This window comes from Butyrivibrio sp. AE2015 (assembly GCF_000420825.1).
Classification (GTDB): Bacteria; Bacillota; Clostridia; order Lachnospirales; family Lachnospiraceae; genus Butyrivibrio.
In genome coordinates this window covers 17741-39642 of sequence record NZ_ATVR01000033.1, presented here as the reverse complement: position 1 = coordinate 39642, position 21902 = coordinate 17741, and the positions used below count along the sequence as shown (strand labels likewise).

Genomic DNA, 21902 nt, shown 5'->3' with positions numbered 1-21902 from the left:
ATTCTATTCAAGGCATGAAATTATGAGAAAAATCTGACACAGCATGTCGAATTACTAAGCAAAGACATGGTATCTGAGTCAAAATCACTAACAACATGTCTGAACCACTATACAAAGCATGTGATACTTGCAAAAAATCTCCAAATCATGTCAGAAGCCTCTGCACAAGGCATGAAAATCGAGAAAAATCTCTCGCAGCATGCTATAGCCAGGTAAATCTTTATGTTTTCAATATCCCAAGTCTCCAGCTGATTCAATTTCAGCCATCCCTACTGTTCTCGGAGTCAGAGCCCGAGGCAATGACACCCAGCCACACCGCAGGTGCTTGCCATTGACGGGTTCTGAGGAAAACGCTACAATGCTGAATCCGACGGTGCATGAATCTAACAACTGTTCCCATCATCCTCACCGTCGGCTCGCAGACCAAGGCGTTTTCCCCAGGTTCAGTCAATGGTGGCGGACGGGGCCAATTACTTACGTACTATACAAATGGGAGAGGATTTTGATATAAGCAAAAGCCTAATTTCAAAATACTCTCCCAATTCTATACTTCAAAGCAAATCACATTTCTTTTAAGAAATTAAATGATAGTAAATATCTCATTATCCTGTAACTTTTGTTGATTTTTGTTCCAGTGCATTTGGTTCTAACAGCTGCGTAAGCTTTGCAGAATTTTCTTTTTCCATAGCTGCAAGAATATCACCTCTATTTTCAACACTCATCTGAGCCAGTATTCTTGCCACAAGTTCAATCTGATTCTCTGCAACCATCTCATCGAAAATTTCAGCTGCTTTTTTTGCTTTCATACCTGAATAGGTAGTTGCAAATGCCTTTATAGCAGCATCATCCACATCTCCCTGAATGATCTTTTTATAGATCTCAGCTGCCGTATCAGGATCAATCATAGCATAATACGAAGCATACGCCGCTGCATCAGGAGCATAATCGCCATAAACCACACTCTCGTAAAAAGATGCACGCTCCTCATAAAATTTCTTTTGTTGCTGCTCAAAAGGTTCAAGTCTTGCAACCTCAGCCTGAAGCTTTTCAATTGAAGAAGCATAGCTGCTGTTCTGTTCCATCTCAGCCTGCAGTGCTTGCTCAAGTCTCTTTATATATGCCTGAGCTTCATCCATGTTTTCAATTCCTGCAGCGCTGGATCCGGCATTACTATAATCTACCACAGCTTCAGGTTTTGTAGTCTGTACGGATCCTTCAGGAAGAATCAGATTGACATAGGGAATGTCCCTAAGTAGCGGCGCTAAAATCTCAGAACCAAAATGACCAACATCAAGTTTGATCAAAAGTGCCATTATAGCAAGCCATATGAGAATAATGAGAAAAGAAATAACCAAAGTAGCAAGACCACCGGCATTATCACCATTGATTTCCGCTGACCGTTCCGCAAATTCCTGTTCTTTTTCCTTTTGCTCTTTTCTCTGTTCTTTTAATCTTTTCTTATATTCTTTTTTATCAGCTGCAAGTTTTTTCTTGGCCGCCTTAGGATCATCAGGCGCCATAGTCAGATTGTTATCAGCCATTATCTAGTTTTATCTCCTCTTTGTCCATAGGTAAAGCTGGTTCGCTGATCATTCTCTTTAGCTTCTTCCTGTTTTTCTTCTTCCAAATACTCTGCATAAGCCCTGTCACGAAGGGTCTCCTGCATCTTTCTCTCCTGTATTGCCCTTGTTAATCTTACTCTTACTCTTTCGACTTTTTTTTCGTATTCCTTAACTACTTTTGCCTGAGACGCAATCATTACATCCATTTGAGCTGTAGCATACTGATTATCCAATATATCCTGAAGCTTTAAACTCTCTGCATTTCTGAGTTCTTCAGCCTCCAAAAGATAATTTTCTTTTCTTCTGACATATTCATCCAGAATATCAAGCTGCTGATTAAGCTCTGCCTGGGCATTGGCAAATTCCATTTTTACCTGTCCTTCAGTTTTTTGCTTGATATTAAGGACACTTTGCATACGGTAATTAAATCTTGCCATAGGCTATCAATCCCTGAACATATCTATAAGAGTCTGTCTTATTTCTTCAAAGGTAAACTTTTGATCAGTCTCCTGCATAAGAAAAGAATTGACAAGCTCTATTTTAGAAACTGCATAATCAATATTTTTATTGGCTCCACTCCTGTATGCACCGATATTTATAAGGTCCTCAGCGTCATTATAAGTTGCAAGAACATTTTTTAGTTTTCCAGCAGCTTTTTTATGCTCAGGATCTGCAATTGCAGACATACATCTGGAAATACTTGCAAGAACGTCTATCGCAGGATAGTGATTCTTTTGCGCAAGCTTACGATTAAGGACTATATGCCCATCCAATATACCTCTGGCTGTATCTGTGATGGGTTCATTCATATCATCACCATCAACTAGGACTGTATAAAGGCCCGTAATAGAGCCTTTCCTGGACTTTCCAGCTCTCTCTAGGAGTTTAGGCATTTCAGCATATACACTCGGCGGATAACCTCTTGAAACAGGAGGCTCACCACTTGCCAGCCCTATTTCCCTCTGTGCCATTGAAAAACGGGTAAGGGAATCCATCATAAGAAGTACGTCTTTTCCCTTGTCTCTAAAGTACTCTGCAATCGAAGTTGCGGTCTTTGCAGCTTTTAATCTCTCAAGGGCCGGTTTATCAGATGTGGCACAGACAACAATAGATCGCCTCATGCCTTCTTCACCAAGATCTCTTTCTATGAATTCTCTGACTTCCCTGCCACGCTCTCCAATAAGAGCAATAACATTTATGTCAGCCTGAGTGTTTCTTGCAAACATTCCAAGAAGTGTGGATTTACCAACACCTGATCCCGCAAATATACCGATTCTCTGGCCTTTACCAACTGTTAAAAGGCCATCAACAGCTTTTACACCAAGAGACAAAACATCAGATATGGGATCTCTCGTCATTGGATCTGGCGGCTGATTCTCAACAGAATATGCAACGCCGCCTTCAAGGGCTACTCCTTTTCCATAGCTTGTACCATCAATTCTTCCAAGACCATCAAGTGTTTTTCCAAGAAGCCCCTCTCCAACGTTAACACGAAGAGGTGAATCTGTATTTTCAACTATCGAACCATTTCCTATACCACTTGTGTTCTCGTAAGGCATCAGCTGCACATGATTGTCCTTAAAGCCCACAACTTCGGCCATAGCAGGCTTTGGCTGATACTCATTTCCTGTATCAGAGTCCTTCTTTTTGGGATAGATAAGGCATATATCGCCAAGCTTTGCATCCGGACCTGCTGACTCTATAGTCAGCCCAATAACATTTACCACTTTACCACGAGTGCGATAAAATGGCGCATTTTGCATCTTTTTATATTTTGACAAATCAACTGAAGATACTAACATATCTATCTCTTCTTTCTGTCAAAAGATAATAATTTAAGCTTTCTGGAAATCTCTGAAAGCTCAACTCCGAGGCTACAATCAAATACTCCGCTGTCTGACTCTATCATGCATTCATTTTCCTTTAGAAGAGGGTCTTCTATGATCTCCATTGTAGTGTTCGGAGACGTAACACATGCATTCAAAGCCTCTTTTTCATCCATTACTTCATCGTAATCATCAGACGAAACATGGACTATAAGGTCATTTCCCGGCTCTATCCTGGAAAGTGTATTCTTAAGAAGATGAAGGATTATCCCCTTATCATCCCTAAGCTCTATTCCAAGCACGTGCTCATAAATCTGTGTAAGAACATCGACCATTTCAGGCTCAAGCTCATCAACAAGCATCTGATATTCCTTCTCAAGCCCTTCTCTTTGGGCTTCAATATCAGCTTTAAGGCTTTCTACAGCAGCCATACCTTCCTGGTAACCGGCATCATAACCTTCCTGATGCCCCTGTTCTATAGCTTCCTGTTTTATTTCCTCTGCCTGATTTTGTGCGTCGTTTATAATGGCTTCAGCCTGCTCTGAGGCCTGCTGAAGTTTAAAATCAATTTCAGCCTGCATGGCTTCCATATCGAATTGCGGATCCTCGTTAGAAGCGCCAAGAATACTCTGATCTTCAGTGAGCTGATCCAGCTGTTCCATATCAATCCCTGGAGAAAAATCAGAGTTTTCGTCTCCCTCAGTAGGAAGGCCTTCATCTTCGGCCATCATTGCTCTTTGTCTTTTGAGCTCCTGCTCCTGAAACTCTTCGATTTTCTTATTTGCAAGCTCATTGTTATCAATTATCCGGGCGTCTGATTCATCAAAGCTTATAAAAGCTCCTTTAAAAAGATTAGACAACTAGCTCATCACCTCCGCCTCTGGAAATAACAATTTCACCGGAATCTTCAAGCTTTCTGATAACGTTAACGATCTTCTGCTGAGCTTCCTCAACATCCTTCATACGAACAGGTCCCATGAAGTCCATATCTTCCTTGATCATGGCCGCAAGACGCTTTGAAAGGTTGTTAAAGATAGCAGTCTGTACATTCTCGGTTGCGCCCTTAAGAGCAAGACCAAGGTCAGCATTTTCAACCTCACGCAGCACTCTCTGTATTGAACGGTCGTCCAAAAGAAGTACATCCTCGAATACGAACATTTTCTTTCTGATCTCGTCTGCAAGTTCCGGCTCTTCGATCTCGAGAGTTTCCATGATATGTTTTTCGGTTGCACGATCTACAGTGTTCAAGATCTCTACGACTGCATCTACGCCACCGATAATTGTAAAGTCCTGATTTACCAAAGAAGCAAGCTTTGATTCTAACACTTTTTCGACTTCCTTTATTGTATCCGGGCTCGTTCTATCCATTGCTGCTATACGTTTTGCAACATCAGCCTGCCTGTCAGGTGGAAGTGCTGACAAAATAAGGGCACTTTGAGCAGGTGACATGTAGGATAGAACAAGAGCGATTGTCTGCGGATGTTCATCCTGAATGAATGTAAGTATCTGAGAGGGCTCTGTTTTTCTGATAAATTCGAAAGGCTTAACCTGAAGTGAAGCAGTGAGCTTACTGATAACATCAAGAGCCTTGTCTTCACCAAGAGCTTTTTCAAGAAGTTCCTTAGCATAACTGATACCACCTTCTGCAATATACTGCTGAGCAAGGCAGACGCCATAAAACTCCTCAAGAACAGCTTCCTTGATCTGCGAAGTAACGCTTCGCGTATTCGCAATCTCCAGGGTAAGCTCCTCAATTTCTTCGTCCTTTAGATGTTTGAATATTGCAGATGATTTCTCTGGTCCCAACGCGATCAGAAGAATTGCTGCCTTTTGTGTACCGGTAAAGCCCTCGGTTAAGGAGCTTTCTCCAGCAGAAACTTCAGTATCCATCATACCCTTTTCCCCTTTAGTTATAGACCGTAGTCTTCATTAAGCCAGTTACGTAAAAGAACTGCAGCAGCTTCCGGATTTTCATCAACAAACTTCTCAATAAGTTTCTTTGTTTCAGAGCCCGTATCCATCTCAATATCCTCGAGGGATTCTTCAGGCTGCGATTCAAGAAGCTGTTCCACAGACAAAGGTTCCGGTTCTGCTTCTTCCTGCGTCTGTTTCTTTGTCCACATGCTTCTGACAATAATGAATGCAAGGAGTCCTAAAATAATAAGGATCATTACAATCTGCAGGATATCTGTGACAGTTATATTAGCACCTGTTCTGTCAAAAAATACATACTCAGTATATGCAGCCATTGCAACATTAGCAGAATCTATGCCTGTTGCTTTGGATACTACATCAATAACTTCAACAGGAACAGTTAAAACTGCAGGTTCAGCATTGGCAAGTTTATACTCTTTCCAGGTCATATTGTTATTTGCTGCGCTGTCGTAATCCTCTTCCTTTACAACAACGTAGTTAATAGCTGTGACCGAAATTGATGAGCTTGCATATTGAATAGCTCCAGGCTGATTGGTTCTTGTAGTTATTTTTTCATTTGGGAGATAATCTCTTGATTCTTCAGTTATAGTTGATGTTGAATTCGTATTATCCTGAGTCACATAAGTAGTTTCATTATCTGCATTTGTATCAGTTCCAGGAATGCCACTGACCCCATTAACATTTTCAGCATTATATGTATCTTCATGGGATAAAACACCCTGGGTCTGATCCTCTGCAGGTGTATAGTTATGCTCAGTTGTTTCCTCATGTGAAAAATCCATCACCAGATTACTTGCAACTTCAATATTATCGTAAAGCTTAGTTCCCAAAAGAACTTTCTTTACTTCATTTTTTACAAGCTGTTCTGCCTTGGCTTTTAAAGAAAGCTGCGTACTTGCCATTCCGGAAATAGTACTGTCCTCATCACCAGCAAAAAGCATGTTTCCATTAGTATCAAGAATAACAATATCTTTTGTGGAAGTATTGCCTATTGCCTTGGCAACAGCTCTTGCAAGAAAAGCTGCATTGTCTTCATTAAAGGTAGCATTATCATCGAGCTCAAGCAAAATACTTGCTGAGGACTCTTCCTGATTGCCAATAAGTGTACCATCATTATCAGGAATATGAAGCTGGACATTAGCACTCTTAATATCAGTGAATCTGTTTATGAAATCCGACTCCAGCCGACTTTCAAGATATAGAACATATTTTTTCTGTTTATCTGATTCTGTGGTGGAAAAACTGCCGTCAGTAACATTATCGATACTGTAAGCATAAGATTGGATGTCATTAGCACCCAAAAGAAGGCTTGCATTGCCCTGATCTTTTTTCAGAACTTTAAATTCCAAGCCATCATCTGACATTTTATAATTTATGGAATTAGAATCAAGAAGCTCCTTTATCTCTGAAGCTTCTTTTGTTGAATTGGCATTGACCAATAACACATATTGAGGTTGGTTCAGAACAGAAACCAAAATGATAATGGTAAGCAGTATTACCGAGCCCGCACCCACAATAAGGGTCTTTTGCTTGGCAGTAAACTGATTCCACCAGTCGAGAATTTTTTGCCACAAGGCCTTTAATCTATCAGCCATGCATTCTCCCTCCCCATAAACTTAAGAAAACTAATAGTATTGAGCGATATACGGATTGCTCCGCTTCGCTCTCGCAATCCTACGTACATTCGGAATCCGCGCTATCGCGCTACTTCCTCATGTCCGTTCAGTCATTTCATAAATATGATGATTTGTGCAAGCACATCATCATATTTACTCATTCCTTATATCGCTCAAATCTGCATCTGAGTAATCTCTCTGTATGCAGCAAGGACACGATCCCTCACAGCTACTGTGTATTGCAGTGCTGTCTGTGCCTTCTGAAGCGCAATAGAAAGATCATGCGTATTATCCGTCTGTCCCAAAGACCACTTTATCTCTTCATTTTCTGCATCTGACAAATAAGCATTCGTAGTATGAATATTCTCTACAGCTCTGTCAAAAATAATTGAAAAAGCCTGCTCATTCCCCTTGCCGTCATCGCCTAGCACGTTGTAAACTCTGCTATTCAACTTTTCTGCATTTTTTACAGCTCCTGATGTTACATTTCGAAGCTGAGAGATATCAAGAGATGCCATAAGCTACCCTCCATTAACCCTGTCCAAGTTCAAGGCCTCTTGAAGCCAGGTTTTTGCTTGCATTAAAAGCAGTTGCATTTGCCTCATATGATCTACTTGCATCGATCAGGTTTGTCATCTCTGTAACAGTATTTACATTTGGATATGTTACGTATCCATTTGCATCTGCGTCAGGATGTGAAGGATCATATACAACATTCATCTGAGTCCAGGTATCATCCTGAACTGTTGTTACCTTAACTCCGGTTCCAGAGTAATGATCCAGTCGTTCATTAAGGATTCTTGAAAAAGGAGTCTGTGTACCCTTTTCTTCAAATCTAACAACCTTTCTGACATAAGGAGTACCATCTTCAGTTCTTGTTGTATTAGCATTAGCAATATTTTCAGATATTATATCCATTCTAAAGCGCTGGGCTGTCATACCTGATGAGTTAATGTTAAAAGAATCAAATATGCTCATACTTTAATCCTCCTTTATGAAGATTTAGAAACAAGCTGCAGATTTGAAAACTCAGACTTAATTCCGGCCATTAAGCCTTGATATTTGATCTGGTTTGCTGCAAGCATTACGCTTTCAGTATCAATATCTACATTGTTCTTATCATATCTGTATGAGAAACCTGAATAGTCATTAACTACCCTTGCCTGTAAATGCTTGTCCTTAAGGTCCGAAACTTTGGCATCCATACTTTTGTATCTTGAATGTCCAAGAGCCCTCTCAAGCTCATCTTCAAAATTCAGATCCTGACGTTTATATCCCGGTGTGTCCACATTAGCAATATTGTTGGCAATAATCTCGTTCCTGGTCCAGGAAGCATCTGCCGCCTTATCCATTACGTTAATATAGTCAAATACATTACTATTGATCACAGAGCCCCCTTATTAAATCAGAACACAATACGGTCAATTTAACTTATATATATTAATAATATGATTTTTATAAACAAAATACAAGTAAAACATACTTCATATTGTGTTCAGCCATGTTTGGTTATACAAAATAAAGTAAATAAAAAAGGATTTACCTTGCATAGATAAATCCTTTCATCAATGTCCATCCTGAAATATATTTTTCACATATATTATCGGCTATTTAGATTTCTTGTTTAAGCTTCTTGATCTCAGAGAAAACAACATCATTTGTGACTTTAATGTATGTTCCCTTCATGCCTGAAGATCTTGATTCTATAACGCCGGCGCTTTCAAATTTTCTGAGAGCATTTACAATAACACTCCTTGTTATTCCAACCCTGTCTGCGATCTTACTTGCAACAAGTACGCCTTCCATTCCGTCAAGCTCATCAAATATATGAATGATTGCCTGCATCTCAGAGAAAGAAAGTGTACTTATAGCAGATTTAACAACAGCAAGTTTTCTGCTCTCCTCTGCATTTTCTTCGTTGACAGCCCTGAGCATCTCAAGTCCAACTACTGTTGTCCCATACTCACAAAGAATAATATCGTCTATATCGTATGGTACATCTGTTTTATAGATAAAAAGCGTTCCAAGTCTCTCACCTGCAATCTCAATAGGAGTAATTATCGCCTGGAATTTTGAAGAATCAATTCCTTCAAAACCCAGAGTTTCAAGATTAACATTTTCTTTTGTAGAAAGAATTGTCAGAAGTCTTTCATTTAACATTGGATCAATAAAAGAACCAACATTATCTACCAAAAGTTCACTAAGCGACTCAACTCCTGCGCTTTCACCAATACCCAACACTTTACCTTTTTTACTGATAACAAACATATTTGAGGATAAAATGTCGCAAAGAACCCTGCAAATATCATTAAAAACAACTTTTCCGGAATTGCTGTTATGCAACAGTTTTCCAATTTTGCGGGTTTTATCCAGTAGCTGTACACTACTCATGACGTTTCTCCTTTAGAATGTATTTCCCCCTTAGTTGAAATTGTGAACGTTATTACGTATATAGCACAATTACACTATTGTTATCATATCATAAAAAAATAGGCGCTTCAAACCTTGAAGCGCCTACAATTATGAAAAAAAGCTAAAGATTTCTGAAAATTATTATTTACTTCTTAAGTTCACCGACATATCCGCAATCCGGATTTGTGCATGTTACCTTGTTACTCTTTGCAACCATAAATGAGCCACACTTAGGGCATTTCTCAGAAACAGGCTTTGTCCAGGACATGAAATCGCAATCAGGATTATCTATACATCCATAGAACATACGGCCCTTTCTGGTTCTCTTAAGAACAACATCTTTTCCACACTTAGGACATGCAACACCAATCTTCTCATAATATGGCTTAGTGTTTTTACACTCAGGGAAACCTGGGCAGGCAAGGAATTTACCATGAGGGCCATATTTGATAACCATGTTTCTTCCGCAGTTATCACAGATCTCATCTGTAACTTCATCCTGAACCTGTATCTTTTCCATCTCCTGTTCAGCTGCTTTAACCGCTTCCTCAAGATCAGGATAAAAATTCTCAATAACAGTCTTCCATTTAACATTACCGTCTGCAATTCCATCAAGAAGCGCTTCCATGTTAGATGTGAAGTTTACATCGACAATCTGAGGGAAAGCCTCCATCATCATCTTGTTAACCGCCTGTCCAAGCTCAGTTATATAAAGACTCTTATTCTCTTTTGTAATATAGTGTCTTGCCATGATCGTTGAAATTGTCGGAGCATAGGTACTAGGTCTTCCGATACCAAGGGCTTCAAGATCATGAACAAGTGAAGCTTCTGTATAATGAGGAGCAGGCTGTGTAAAGTGCTGTGCGCTTTCAAAAGAATCAAAGGAAAGCTTTGTATCTGTATCCAAATTCTTCATGAGCACATTCTTTTCAATCTGATCATCTTCGTCAGTATAAACATTTAAGAAACCATCAAATACTGTCTTTGAAGCTGATACAGTAAATCTGCTCTCTCCTGCATCAATCTTAACTGATGTAGTCTCATATTTGGCAGCTGCCATACGGCTTGCCATAAATCTTCTCCAGATAAGCTGGTAAAGTCTGAACTGATCTCTTAAAAGGAAATCCTTAACCTTTACAGGAGTATTTGTAATGATTGAAGGTCTGATTGCTTCATGAGCATCCTGAATCTTCACATCACTCTTTTTAGCTGCCAAACCTTCGGCAATATATTTCTCACCGAAGTTCTCCAAAATATATTCATTTGCTGATGCCACTGCTTCATCAGATACTCTGGTAGAATCAGTTCTAAGATATGTGATAAGACCTACAGTTCCCTGACTGCCAAGATCTATTCCTTCATAGAGCTGCTGAGCAACACGCATTGTCTTTTGTGTTGAGAAATTAAGCGCTTTTGAAGCTTCCTGCTGAAGAGTTGATGTTGTAAATGGAAGTGGAGCCTTCTTGGTTCTTTCACCCTTCTTTACATCTGAAACTGTATATTTCGCGCCCTCTAAAGACTTCATAATCTTTTCGAGCTGCTCTTTATTCTCAATCTCTTTTTTATCATTGCCACTTCCGTAGTAGTGAGCAACGAGAGGTTTCTTTTCGCCCTGAACTTTAAGATTAACATCAAGTGTCCAGTATTCCTTTGGTATAAAAGAATCAATCTCTTCTTCTCTGTCAGCAATGATCCTGAGAGCTACAGACTGAACTCGGCCAGCACTGAGACCTCTTTTGATCTTATTCCAAAGAAGTGGTGAAATACTATATCCCACCATTCTGTCAAGGACACGTCTTGCCTGCTGGGCATCTACGAGATTCATATCAATATCTCTTGGATGCTTCATGGCTTCCTTAACAGCGTTTTTAGTGATCTCATTAAATGTAACTCGCTGAATCTTGGCATCTGCCTGATCTAACTTTAGGGCAGAAATAAGATGCCAGGAAATAGCCTCACCTTCACGGTCCGGGTCGGTTGCAAGATATACTTTATCTGCTTTTTTTACCTGTCTTCTAAGGGCTGCCAAAACATCACCCTTACCGCGAATTGTTATATATTTAGGCTCAAAATCATTATTTACGTCAACACCCATCTGACTTCTCGGAAGATCTCTTACGTGACCGTTTGACGCAGCTACTTCGTAACCTGAGCCAAGAAACTTCTTGATAGCCTTAACCTTTGTAGGTGACTCAACTATAAGAAGTGATGTTTTCTTTTCTGATGTCTTTTTACTAGTTGCCATTAGGATAGCTTACCCCTTCATAAAAAATTTAAGTTTAACTTTCTTATTAATAAACATTTTTAAGGATTAAGTCAAGTACCGATTATAACGTACCTGACTTAATCCTTGGTTAATTTATCATTTTTCTATTAAATTACTTATCAGAAAGCCATGCTGTCTCTTTAGGAGTCTTTTTAACAAATGGTCTGCTGACTGCCTGCTTAATGCCGTTAGGAAGAATATATTTAAGCTTATCTTCCGCCTTTCTCATTGTAGAGCAATCTGGATTATCTCTTGTAAGCTTGATAGCATCAAATTCACAACGTGTTGTGCAAAGTCCACAGCCAACACACTTGTTAGGATCAACAATTGATGCCCCACAGCCAAGACAACGAGATGTCTCTTTCTTAACCTGTTCCTCTGTGAATACAATCTTTGTATCACGGAATGAAAGTTTACCATCTTCAGGCTTCTTTATACCTGCCTGCTGACGTCCAACATGATCATAATCCTTTACTAAGATATCATCTTTATCAAGTTCAATGAAGAAGTTAGGATCACGGCCAATTGTAAGTGATGAATGAGGCTGTACGAATCTATGGATTGACTCAGCGCCTTCTTTACCACATGCAATTGCATCGATGGCAAATCTTGGTCCATAGAACATATCACCGCCTACGAATATATCCTTTACAGTTGTCTGGAAAGTAACTTTATCAGCTACAGGAGCCGGGCCTCTAAATTCAACATTCTCGTCCTTAAGAAGATCGCCCCAGATAGTAGCCTGACCAACAGAGAGAATAACGTTGGAACATGCAATTTCCATTGTCTCATTCTCATCATACTTAGGATCAAACTTTCCTTCTGCATTCTTAACCTGAGTACATTTCTTGAATACGATACCCTTAACTTTACCATTTTCAGTGAGGATTTCTTTTGGTCCCCAACCGCCCTTGAACTCAATTCCTTCAGATTCAGCAATCTCGATCTCTTCAGGAAGAGCAGGCATAATATCACGTGTTTCAAGAGAAACCTGTGTGATTTTAGGTGAGCCACAGCGGATTGCAGTACGGCTGACATCGATAGCAACATTACCACCACCGATTACAACTGTATCACCTGTAAGCTTGTAGCTCTCATCATCTATTACAGCGTGAAGGATATCAACACCCTTTAGTACGCCCTCAGCATCTTCTCCAGGAACGTTTACACCACGGCCACCCTGACATCCGATAGCGATATAGAAGGCCTTGTATCCCTGCTCACGAAGCTCTTTAAGGGTAATGTCCTTACCAACTTCAACTCCAAGACGAATATCTACGCCAAGTTCTCTTAATACATCAACTTCTGCTTCAACAACATCTTTTTCAAGAACGAATGATGGAATACCATAAGTTACCATTCCGCCCGGTTTCTTGTTCTTTTCGAAGATAGTTGGCTTATATCCCTTAAGTGCAAGGTAATAAGCACAAGAAATACCTGCAGGACCTGCACCGATAATAGCGATCTTTTCATCAAAGCCACCACCAATCTTAGGAATTACCTTTTCAGGAATGTAGCGTGTCTCTGACTTAAGGTCACGCATTGAAACAAACTTCTTAACTTCATCGATAGCGATTGCCTGATCGATTGTTCCTCTTGTACAAGCATCCTCACAACGACGGTTACATACATGACCACAAACAGCAGGAAGTGGATTGTATTTCTTGATAAGAGCAAGAGCTTCATCATATCTTCCCTGAGCAGCCATCTTAAGGTATCCCTGAACAGGAATATGTGCAGGACAAGCTGTCTTACATGGTGCAGTACCTGTTTTGTGAGTATTGATACGGTTGATATCACGATAATCTTCAGTCCACATATCCTGTGACCACTTTTTCTCAGTTGGAAGTGGCATCTTAGGATAAACTACTTCGCTTCCATCCTTCTTGCAGAGCTTCTGTCCAAGAGTTGCTGCTCCGGCAGGACAAACCTCAACGCATCGTCCACATGCAACACACTTTTCCTTATCAACGTGAGCAATATAAGCTGAACGTGACATATTAGGTGTGTTAAAGAGCTGTGATGTACGAAGGGCATAACATACATTTACATTACAGTTACAGATAGCAAAGATCTTGTGTTGCCCGTCAATGTTTGTGATCTGGTGAACAAAGCCATTGTCCTCAGCCTGCTTGAAGATCTCAAGAGCTTCTTCTTTAGTAATATAGCGACCGTCCTTCTGAGTTTCAACTACGTAGTCAGCCATATCACCTACAGCAATACACCATCCTTCAGGATCATCAGCACAACCCTGATCAAATGTTTTTCTTGATCTTCTGCATGAGCATGGAGAAGCTGCATACTTTCCTTCATAGTAGTCAAGCCAATATGAAATATGCTCAAGGTCAATTGACTCTCCCTGCATATTGATAGCCTTTTCTACAGGAATTACATGCATTCCAACGCCTGCTCCGCCCATAGGAACCATATGAGTAAGTCCTTCAAGCGGAATACGACTCATTCTCTCAAAGAAAGGTCCAACCTCTGGATGAGCCTCAATAACTCTTGAGTTCATGTTGCCAAACTCAGCAGAACCAGGAACATACATAGGAAGGACGTACTGTTTCTCACGTTTTTCATTCTCGTAGTTCCACTCTATAACACCGTTATAAGACATTTCATCGAGCTGTTTCTGAAGCTCTTCTTTTGAGTACTCAGGGCAAAGAGCTGCAATTTCCTCAAATGTCTTTGGCTTACGTTTTTCCATCTTAAGTGCAATCTCACACTGAGCGTCAGTGATAAGATTGTAAAGGCCCCAGTATTCAGGGCTTTCTTTTGTTATTTTTTCAATTCCAAGTTTGATATTTTTTCTGTCAGTAACTACCTTCGCAAACTTTGCCAGTGGTTCACGAAAAGGTGCATTCATATCAACCCATTCAGGGATGATTCCAGCCCTTGGATCTACCTTATTACGTCCTGGATCAAGGGAATATGGAGTTGTTAAATCCTTCATATCCATATCATTCATATTCATCTCTCTACCTACCATTTTCCTTTTAAAAACTCATTACGTAGCCGCTATCTCTTTTATCATAAATTCATTGCCTTTTAAGAGATATGTGTGCTCGCTGCCACAGTTAGGGCAGATCTTACCATGCGCTACAGTTTCATATTCACTCTTGCAGTCCTCACAGAATGTGACTGCAGGAAGAGTTTCGATAATAAGCTCTGAGCCTTTCATAAGCTCAGTTTTATCCGAAGCCCATTTCCATGCATCTGTCAAAAGATGTGGGACTACTCCGGACACTTCCCCCAGTTGTAAAGTTACAGAATGAATCTTTTCAAGTTCATTCTCTTTACCTACTTCAGTAAGATCATCAATTATACGAAAAACAACGCCAAGCTCGTGCATAATTATCCTTTACCCAAGAAGATGCCGGGCGAAGTTGATCGCCTGGCATCCCCATCTTGTTATTGCCATTTATTTTATAGCTTCATCAATCTGAGCTGATAGCCAGTCAGCCCATTCCTGCATGCCCTCACCAGTCTTTGCACAGATAGGAATTATCTTCGCATTAGGATTTCTATACAGGATATTTTCTTTTACCTTTTCAAGGTCAAAGTCAAAATAAGGCATAACATCAATCTTATTTATTAAAACCACATCACAAATTGAAAACATCAAAGGATACTTAAGTGGCTTATCATGTCCTTCAGGAACAGATAAGATCATAGCATTCTTGGTGCTTCCTGTGTCAAATTCTGCAGGGCAGACAAGATTTCCAACATTCTCAAGAATTGCAAAATCAACATCGCTTGTATCAAGCTCTCTGATTCCCTGTCTTGTCATGTCAGCATCAAGGTGACACATACCACCGGTATGAAGCTGAATTGCCTTAACACCGGTTGCCGCAATTGTCTTGGCATCAACATCTGAATCAATGTCAGCTTCCATGACGCCAATGCGGTATTTATCTTTCAGAAGCTCAATTGTCTTTTTCAAGGTAGTTGTCTTACCTGATCCAGGAGAAGACATTAAGTTCAAAAGAAATGTTTTGCTCTCCTTAAGCTCCTGGCGCAGTTTGTCAGCATCCTTATCGTTGCTTTCAAATATGCTGCGCTTTACTTCAATAACTCTAACATTATCCATTATTTAGCACGCTCCATTGCAAGCTTGAAGTCCTTTGTATCGCCGAATACTTCATTTGCATATGGGTTCTTGCCAAGTTTGATAGATCTCTTGATGATCTCAGTGATGCAAATTACGTTGATAACGATAGCAAGTATAGCAACAACACCCTGAGCTCTAGGATCAGCAGTTATACCCATGCTAGCGATAATTTCGCCTGCCTGTGCTGTCTTGCCGGCACCTGAGTTGTAAAGGTTAATTGCCTTGTCATAAAGATCCATTGTTGTAATTCCGTTTGCTGTAGCTCCACCGTAGATTGAAGGAAGTGCTGCTGCAAACTTTGAACTAAGCTGGAATGCAGGAACAACCTGAGCCCACATGCACCAGATAGCAAGTGTATTAGCACGGTTCTGGATCCATGCACCCTTGTTCCAGAATGCATTTGCAAATGTAGGAGCAAGAAGAAGTGCAACACCACAGTACCATGAATGTGTAGGAAGGTTGAGGTATGTATACTCAAAGTTCCATACGTCGTATGCAAGAATAAACCAGATTGTCATATCAGGCCAGAGCATATCTGACTCGTTCTTGTCCTTAGATGTATAAAGGTGAACGCAACCTGTCATACAGAAAATGTTGATCATTCCTGCAAGAGCATTAACAACGTTCCACCATCCGCCGTAAATAAATACGCCTTCGTTAGATGCCCACCATGCACCACTTAAGTTTCCTGTGATTGAGAAAGCTGCAAGAGCAGATTCCATATCAGAAACGTTAGCGATCATGATGTTTGCTGCAACGATGAACCATGGGAACCATGCAAACCATTTTTCCTTGCCGATACCCCATTTGTACTTGATCATCATAAAGCCTACGCAGCCGATATCAGCAGCATAAAGCTTGAAGTAATGGAACCATCCATCCATGAATGCTACGGTTGGGTTTGATGCACCACCGAACATTCCTAAATGTGCCAGAATAAAATAAACAGTTAAGATACATGGAATCACTACAAATACAACGATTCCACCAGTTTTGGTCCTACGACCAATCTCATTCATAAGAATAAGACCACAGAATACCAACACCCATCCAATGAGCTGCATAGCCGCATGGTTGCTATAAAGTTGGAATAGCATAAAAAACCTCCTTTGATATTGCATTTTTATTTTTCTGAGCAATATCGTCATTTTATTATCAATATGATAGCATATTGCACAATATCTTTCAATCTCTTTAGAAAAAATTAAGGCAAATTGGGGCACTGATTCTTACAAAAACAGTTTCCTCTTTCTATCTATCATTTCATCGATCTGCTCCATGTAGAGTTTTACATCCTTCACATTATCGCATCGCTCTATTCTGCCATCATACCCGTAAACTCTCTTTGTAACGGTACCGGCTCCAAGCGCAACAATGGATTGAACCTCTTCATTGATCAAAATGTTATAAATACCTGCCTTACCTTTTCTGGCATATCCGGTATTTTCAAAGTTACCGGAAATATTTTTTTGCCTGTAAAGGTAATAGGGTTCAAGCCCCATATCCCTTGCTCCCTTTAAGGCGATCTCCATCATTTCTTCTGTATTCTTTATATCATCAAGAATATCTTTATTGTCATCAAAAGAACCAGAAGCACTTTCTTTGCCTCTATGTTTGGCAAGTTCCATGATCTCAGCAAGCTTAGAGCCTCTTTTTATAGCAAGTGAGTGCACTGTAAGGTCATCAGGATCAAGCTTTTTAATCTCTTCCATTGTATAAGCGACATCACTGGCGCCTTCGCCCGGAAGTCCCAGGATAATATCCATATTGATGTTATCAAAGCCCTCTTCTCTAGCCATATTATAAGCATCGATAAGCTGAGAAACTGTATGTCTCCTTCCTATGAGCTTTAAGGTCTCATCCCTCATAGTCTGAGGATTTACAGAAATTCTTGTCACACCCATCTTTTTCATGGTTTTAAGCTTATCTCTTGTAATAGAGTCAGGCCTTCCCGACTCAACTGTAAACTCTTTTACCTTTGAAAAATCAAGCTTTGACTTAAGGTATCCGATAAGTCTTTCAAGCTGGTGAGGCTCAAGAGTTGTAGGTGTACCTCCGCCTATATAGACGGTGTCCAATGTTTTGTCCTTAAAATTCTCTGCAACATAATCAATTTCTTTTTCAAGACAAGTAATATAATCATCCACAATATTTGAAAAAGCTCCTATTGGATAGGATGTAAAAGAACAATACAAACATGTTGTAGGACAAAAAGGTATTCCCAGATAAAGGCTGTAGCCATTCTTGTAATCTATACATTTAAGTATTTCTTTTTCCCTGTGGGCAATCTTAAGACTAAGAGCAATCTTTTCATCCGATACACAGTAGGTATCTTTCATGTATTGGACAATTTCATCGTCGCTCTTTTCCTCTTCGATGAGGTTCATGACTATCCTCGTAGGTCTTATCCCGGTAAGATTTCCCCAAGGTAGATTTTTCCCAGTCTTTGCAGAAAGATCCAGATAGATGCTCTTTTTAAGCTCATTTTTTGAAACACTGACATCAACACTTGAAACAGTGATATCAGAATTTAGCCTTTTTACTTCATCTATCTTATCAAGGTCGTTCTCTAAAATAACCTTTACATCCTCAGTTGGATAAAAAGCCTTATAAAGGGAATGAATATCGTATGTGTACTTATCTTCTTTAATCAAAACAACTTGCATAATAAGCCTCAAATACATCAAAAAAATATAATCCGCATTAAATAACAAACGGATTATACATTTTTTCGTGTTCTATTGTTGTAATTTCACCATGTCCCGGATAAACTACAGTTTCATCAGGAAGAACAAGGAGTTTTTCTTTTATGGATCTGATTATCTCACTTGTAGAGCCTGTAGGAAAATCAGTTCTTCCAACAGATTCTTCAAACAGGGTATCTCCACTTATCAGAATGCCGTCCTCTTCAAAATAGTAACAGCAGCTACCCGAAGTATGTCCCGGAGTTGCGATCAGTCTGCAGCTCATACCTGCGGCCGAAATTGTATCACCATCTTTGTATAAACCATCCGGAACAATCTTAAGGTGCATATTGTAATCGTTTGAGAGATTTAGATATGCATCCTTACACATAGCCTGTTCTTTTTCATAGCAATAGACCTTGGCGCCCGAAAGATTTTTAAGCTCTTCCACGCCGCCAATATGGTCAAAGTGTCCGTGAGTCAAAAGGATGAGGTCTATAACAAAACCATTTTCTGATAGCTTCTCATATATTTTTTTGCCCTGATCAGCAGGATCAAAAAAAATTACATGCTTACAATCATCCGTGTTACAATCAGCATCAGGCTTATAAACAAAATAGCAATTTGTTCCAACCATGCCAAGAGTAAACATTCCAATAGATAAAGCCTTTTCCATCAACCTGTAGTCCTCTCAATATCAATGACGCTGTCAATCTGCCTGATCTTATCGACAATCTCTCTAAGCTGATTTCTTGATGAAACCTGGAAAGATGTTTCCATTGTTGCAAGTCCCTGCTTACTGGTCCTTGTATTCATGGAAATGATATCGATATTTTTCTCAGTAAGTGCACGTGATATGTCAGCCAAAAGTCCGCTTCGGTTATTGGCAAATATCTTGATAGTAGCTGCGTACTTGCCAAAGGACTGAGAATCAGACTGCCATCTGGCCTCAATAAGCCTTGATCTGTCCTCTTCCTGCATCTTGATAACATTGACGCAGTCTCTTCTGTGAATAGATACGCCTCGTCCTCTAGTAACGAAACCGCATATATCATCACCTGGAACAGGATTGCAGCATTTTGAAAATCTTACAGCCACATCATGAACGCCTTTAACAATTATTGCATTGTCAGAGCCTGAAACCTGCGGTGTTACATTGGATTCAGCTACAGCTGCAAGTACTTCTTCATCGGTAATATTGCGCTTGTGCTCTTTATCATTAAGCTCAAGCATCTTATTTACAATCTGGCCTTCCTTTAGCCCGCCGTGTCCAACAGCTGCAAGAACAGCGTTCCAATCGTGGAAACCATATTTCTTTATAACAATATTCTGAAACTCAGGTTTTGAAATAGAGAAAAGATCTATGCCCTTACTTTTACAGTACTCAATGAGAAGTTCACGTCCCTTGACTATGTTCTCCTCTTTAAGTTCATTTCTAAACCACTGATTGATCTTGTTTTTGGTAGATGTAGATTTAGCGATCGCAAGCCAGTCTCTGCTGGGGCCTCTTGAATTCTGGCTGGTGATAACTTCAATTCTGTCACCGTTTTGAATCTTGTAATCAATGGGCACAAGTTTGCCATTTACCTTGGCACCGATCATCTTATTGCCCACGGCACTATGAATACTGTATGCAAAATCGATAGGTGTTGAACCGGCAGGAAGATTCTTTACATCGCCGGTTGGAGTAAAGCAATACACATCCTCTGAAAAGAGGTTAAGATCACTCTTTAACAGGCTCATAAACTCCTGGTTATCAGACATGTCCTGTTGCCATTCCAATATCTGACGAAGCCAGATAAGCTTCTCTTCCTCGCCACTTTCAGACTTTTTACCATCTGAAGCTTCCTTATATTTCCAGTGAGCCGCAATACCATATTCAGCTGCACGATGCATATCATAAGTGCGGATCTGTATCTCAAAAGGCTGACCTGTCTGGCCTATAAGTGTTGTATGAAGAGACTGATACATATTGGGCTTTGGCATGGCAATATAGTCTTTAAACCTGCCGGGAATAGGCTTATACATCTCATGTATAACGCCAAGAGCCGCATAACAGTCCTTAACAGTACCAACTATTATCCTGATAGCAAACAGATCATAGATCTGATCCAGAGTCTTATTCTGGTTGCGCATCTTTTTATATATACTAAAGAAGTGCTTAACTCTGCCGTTGACATCGCCTGTAATACCTGCAGCAGAAATAGCATCTCGAACATTTTCACAAATGTCCTCAACGTATTTTTCCCTCTCGCTCTTCCTTGTTGCAACCTTTTCAACAAGATCATAATAAACATCAGGTTTAAGATATTTAAGCGAAAGATCATCAAGCTCAACCTTGATACGGCTGATACCAAGTCTTCCTGCAATAGGTGAGTAAATATCAAGGGTCTCCTGCGCAATCCTTGACTGCTTTTCAGGAGGCATATGAGAAAGAGTACGCATATTGTGGAGCCTGTCCGCAAGCTTTATCAGAATTACTCTGATATCCTTTGCCATGGCAAGAAACATCTTTCTAAGGTTCTGTGCCTGTATATCAAGCTGTTCCTGAGTCTTGCCGGCGCTGTCAGTTGTAAGCTGCAAAGCAGTCAGTTTTGTAACTCCATCTACCAAAAGAGCTACATCCTCTCCAAACTCCTCCTGAATCCCTTCTTTAGTGCATATAGTATCCTCAACGACATCATGAAGAAGACCTGCCGCCAGAGTTTCTTTATCGAGCTCTAAATCTGCAAGTATTATTGCAACACAAAGAGGGTGAATTATATATGGTTCACCCGATTTACGTCTTTGATCTCTGTGTGCTTCAGCCGCCTTTTGATATGCCTTCTCAATAAGAGAAATATCATCCGATGGATGATATTTTCTTACTCTTGCTATAAGTCCTTCATACAGCACATCCGGCGATTGAAATTCCTCAATGGCTTCAATTTTTCCGTCGTCGAAGTTTTGTACCATTAAAATTACTTCCCTTCGTAGCTGATTGCTGCATCAAGTCTGTATTTGCTAAGTCTTTCTCTTCCCTTTAAGCCTTTAAGCTCCATAAGAACAAGAATACCTGCAACTTCGCCGCCAAGCTGTTCTACAAGCTTGATCATAGCTTCGATTGTTCCACCTGTAGCCATAAGGTCATCAACAAGAAGTACCTTCTGTCCAGGCTTGATTGCATCCTTATGTATCTCAAGGACAGCTGTGCCGTATTCAAGATCATATTCAACTTCTACTGTTTCGCAAGGAAGTTTTCCTTTTTTACGAACAGGAACAAGTGCCTTGCCTCTCTGATAAGCAATAGGTGCGCTGAAAATAAATCCTCTTGACTCAGCTCCGAGAACCACATCAAAATCAAGATCTGCAACAAGTCTTGTCATCTCGTCGATTGCAAGCTTAAATCCATCAGGATCCTGTAAAACAGATGTTATATCCCTGAACATAATTCCTTCTTCAGGGAAGTTAGGAATGGTTCTAACGTAATCTTTAAGTTCTTTCATATTCG

The 21902-nt window shown here is 40.1% G+C and carries 19 protein-coding genes; all 19 read right to left on the bottom strand.

The window, feature by feature from the left end; all coding sequences use genetic code 11:
- Positions 1–602: 602 nt before the first annotated feature.
- Positions 603–1541, bottom strand: a complete 939-nt coding sequence (locus G585_RS18175) for a hypothetical protein (protein WP_022775659.1) — start codon at positions 1539–1541, stop codon at positions 603–605.
- Positions 1541–1999, bottom strand: coding sequence for a flagellar export protein FliJ (locus G585_RS0113385; protein ID WP_022775657.1), 459 nt, complete (start codon positions 1997–1999; stop codon positions 1541–1543). The genes G585_RS18175 and G585_RS0113385 overlap by 1 nt, the downstream gene beginning before the upstream one ends.
- 6 nt (positions 2000–2005) lie before the next feature.
- Positions 2006–3364 carry a flagellar protein export ATPase FliI gene (gene fliI / locus G585_RS0113380; RefSeq protein WP_022775656.1) on the bottom strand — a complete coding sequence of 453 codons (1359 nt, stop codon included), beginning with the start codon at positions 3362–3364 and terminating at the stop codon, positions 2006–2008.
- Positions 3365–3366: 2 nt separating this feature from the next.
- Positions 3367–4248, bottom strand: a complete 882-nt coding sequence (locus tag G585_RS0113375) for a FliH/SctL family protein (RefSeq protein WP_022775655.1) — start codon at positions 4246–4248, stop codon at positions 3367–3369.
- On the bottom strand, positions 4241–5281 hold the full coding sequence (fliG, locus tag G585_RS0113370) for a flagellar motor switch protein FliG (RefSeq protein ID WP_022775653.1): 1041 nt from the start codon (positions 5279–5281) through the stop codon (positions 4241–4243). Before fliG ends, G585_RS0113375 begins: the two co-directional genes overlap by 8 nt.
- A gap of 17 nt (positions 5282–5298) precedes the next feature.
- Positions 5299–6918 (bottom strand): flagellar basal-body MS-ring/collar protein FliF, encoded by a 1620-nt coding sequence (gene fliF / locus G585_RS0113365; protein ID WP_022775652.1) that lies wholly within the window; start codon positions 6916–6918, stop codon positions 5299–5301.
- Positions 6919–7112: 194 nt separating this feature from the next.
- Positions 7113–7457 (bottom strand): flagellar hook-basal body complex protein FliE, encoded by a 345-nt coding sequence (locus G585_RS0113360; RefSeq protein WP_022775650.1) that lies wholly within the window; start codon positions 7455–7457, stop codon positions 7113–7115.
- 13 nt (positions 7458–7470) lie between these two features.
- Entirely contained in the window at positions 7471–7917 is a 447-nt protein-coding gene (flgC, locus tag G585_RS0113355; RefSeq protein WP_022775649.1) for a flagellar basal body rod protein FlgC, read from the bottom strand.
- Positions 7918–7931: 14 nt separating this feature from the next.
- The gene (gene flgB, locus G585_RS0113350) at positions 7932–8327 is read right to left on the bottom strand and encodes a flagellar basal body rod protein FlgB (RefSeq protein ID WP_022775647.1); all 396 of its coding nucleotides are present in this window, start codon (positions 8325–8327) and stop codon (positions 7932–7934) included.
- Between the two features lie 223 nt (positions 8328–8550).
- A complete protein-coding gene (gene codY / locus G585_RS0113345) occupies positions 8551–9330 on the bottom strand; it encodes a GTP-sensing pleiotropic transcriptional regulator CodY (protein WP_022775646.1) in 780 nt (259 codons plus the stop codon).
- Positions 9331–9496: 166 nt separating this feature from the next.
- A complete protein-coding gene (gene topA, locus G585_RS0113340) occupies positions 9497–11596 on the bottom strand; it encodes a type I DNA topoisomerase (RefSeq protein WP_022775644.1) in 2100 nt (699 codons plus the stop codon).
- A gap of 133 nt (positions 11597–11729) precedes the next feature.
- Positions 11730–14483 carry an FAD-dependent oxidoreductase gene (locus G585_RS0113335; RefSeq protein ID WP_051143003.1) on the bottom strand — a complete coding sequence of 918 codons (2754 nt, stop codon included), beginning with the start codon at positions 14481–14483 and terminating at the stop codon, positions 11730–11732.
- 141 nt (positions 14484–14624) lie between these two features.
- Positions 14625–14969, bottom strand: a complete 345-nt coding sequence (locus G585_RS0113330) for a hydrogenase maturation nickel metallochaperone HypA (RefSeq protein ID WP_022775641.1) — start codon at positions 14967–14969, stop codon at positions 14625–14627.
- Between the two features lie 69 nt (positions 14970–15038).
- Positions 15039–15707 (bottom strand): hydrogenase nickel incorporation protein HypB, encoded by a 669-nt coding sequence (gene hypB, locus G585_RS0113325; protein ID WP_022775640.1) that lies wholly within the window; start codon positions 15705–15707, stop codon positions 15039–15041.
- Positions 15707–16825, bottom strand: coding sequence for a DUF5692 family protein (locus G585_RS0113320; protein WP_022775638.1), 1119 nt, complete (start codon positions 16823–16825; stop codon positions 15707–15709). Before G585_RS0113320 ends, hypB begins: the two co-directional genes overlap by 1 nt.
- 132 nt (positions 16826–16957) lie before the next feature.
- On the bottom strand, positions 16958–18394 hold the full coding sequence (hemZ, locus tag G585_RS0113315) for a coproporphyrinogen dehydrogenase HemZ (protein WP_022775637.1): 1437 nt from the start codon (positions 18392–18394) through the stop codon (positions 16958–16960).
- Positions 18395–18431: 37 nt separating this feature from the next.
- Complete coding sequence (locus G585_RS0113310) at positions 18432–19088, bottom strand: MBL fold metallo-hydrolase (protein WP_022775635.1); 657 nt, start codon at positions 19086–19088, stop codon at positions 18432–18434.
- A complete protein-coding gene (locus G585_RS0113305) occupies positions 19088–21367 on the bottom strand; it encodes a RelA/SpoT family protein (protein WP_022775634.1) in 2280 nt (759 codons plus the stop codon). Before G585_RS0113305 ends, G585_RS0113310 begins: the two co-directional genes overlap by 1 nt.
- 5 nt (positions 21368–21372) lie before the next feature.
- Positions 21373–21897, bottom strand: a complete 525-nt coding sequence (locus tag G585_RS0113300) for an adenine phosphoribosyltransferase (RefSeq protein WP_022775632.1) — start codon at positions 21895–21897, stop codon at positions 21373–21375.
- Positions 21898–21902: the final 5 nt, after the last annotated feature.

Excerpts from the sequence above, each read along its gene's own strand:
- G585_RS18175 (WP_022775659.1), bottom strand. The coding sequence starts at position 1,541 with ATGGCTGATAACAATCTGACTATGGCGCCTGATGATCCTAAGGCGGCC.
- G585_RS0113385 (WP_022775657.1), bottom strand. The coding sequence starts at position 1,999 with ATGGCAAGATTTAATTACCGTATGCAAAGTGTCCTTAATATCAAGCAA.
- fliI (WP_022775656.1), bottom strand. The coding sequence starts at position 3,364 with ATGTTAGTATCTTCAGTTGATTTGTCAAAATATAAAAAGATGCAAAAT.
- fliG (WP_022775653.1), bottom strand. The coding sequence starts at position 5,281 with ATGATGGATACTGAAGTTTCTGCTGGAGAAAGCTCCTTAACCGAGGGC.
- fliF (WP_022775652.1), bottom strand. The coding sequence starts at position 6,918 with ATGGCTGATAGATTAAAGGCCTTGTGGCAAAAAATTCTCGACTGGTGG.
- G585_RS0113360 (WP_022775650.1), bottom strand. The coding sequence starts at position 7,457 with ATGGCATCTCTTGATATCTCTCAGCTTCGAAATGTAACATCAGGAGCT.
- flgC (WP_022775649.1), bottom strand. The coding sequence starts at position 7,917 with ATGAGCATATTTGATTCTTTTAACATTAACTCATCAGGTATGACAGCC.
- codY (WP_022775646.1), bottom strand. The coding sequence starts at position 9,330 with ATGAGTAGTGTACAGCTACTGGATAAAACCCGCAAAATTGGAAAACTG.
- topA (WP_022775644.1), bottom strand. The coding sequence starts at position 11,596 with ATGGCAACTAGTAAAAAGACATCAGAAAAGAAAACATCACTTCTTATA.
- G585_RS0113335 (WP_051143003.1), bottom strand. The coding sequence starts at position 14,483 with ATGAATGCACCTTTTCGTGAACCACTGGCAAAGTTTGCGAAGGTAGTT.
- G585_RS0113330 (WP_022775641.1), bottom strand. The coding sequence starts at position 14,969 with ATGCACGAGCTTGGCGTTGTTTTTCGTATAATTGATGATCTTACTGAA.
- hypB (WP_022775640.1), bottom strand. The coding sequence starts at position 15,707 with ATGGATAATGTTAGAGTTATTGAAGTAAAGCGCAGCATATTTGAAAGC.
- G585_RS0113320 (WP_022775638.1), bottom strand. The coding sequence starts at position 16,825 with ATGCTATTCCAACTTTATAGCAACCATGCGGCTATGCAGCTCATTGGA.
- hemZ (WP_022775637.1), bottom strand. The coding sequence starts at position 18,394 with ATGCAAGTTGTTTTGATTAAAGAAGATAAGTACACATACGATATTCAT.
- G585_RS0113310 (WP_022775635.1), bottom strand. The coding sequence starts at position 19,088 with ATGGAAAAGGCTTTATCTATTGGAATGTTTACTCTTGGCATGGTTGGA.
- G585_RS0113305 (WP_022775634.1), bottom strand. The coding sequence starts at position 21,367 with ATGGTACAAAACTTCGACGACGGAAAAATTGAAGCCATTGAGGAATTT.
- G585_RS0113300 (WP_022775632.1), bottom strand. The coding sequence starts at position 21,897 with ATGAAAGAACTTAAAGATTACGTTAGAACCATTCCTAACTTCCCTGAA.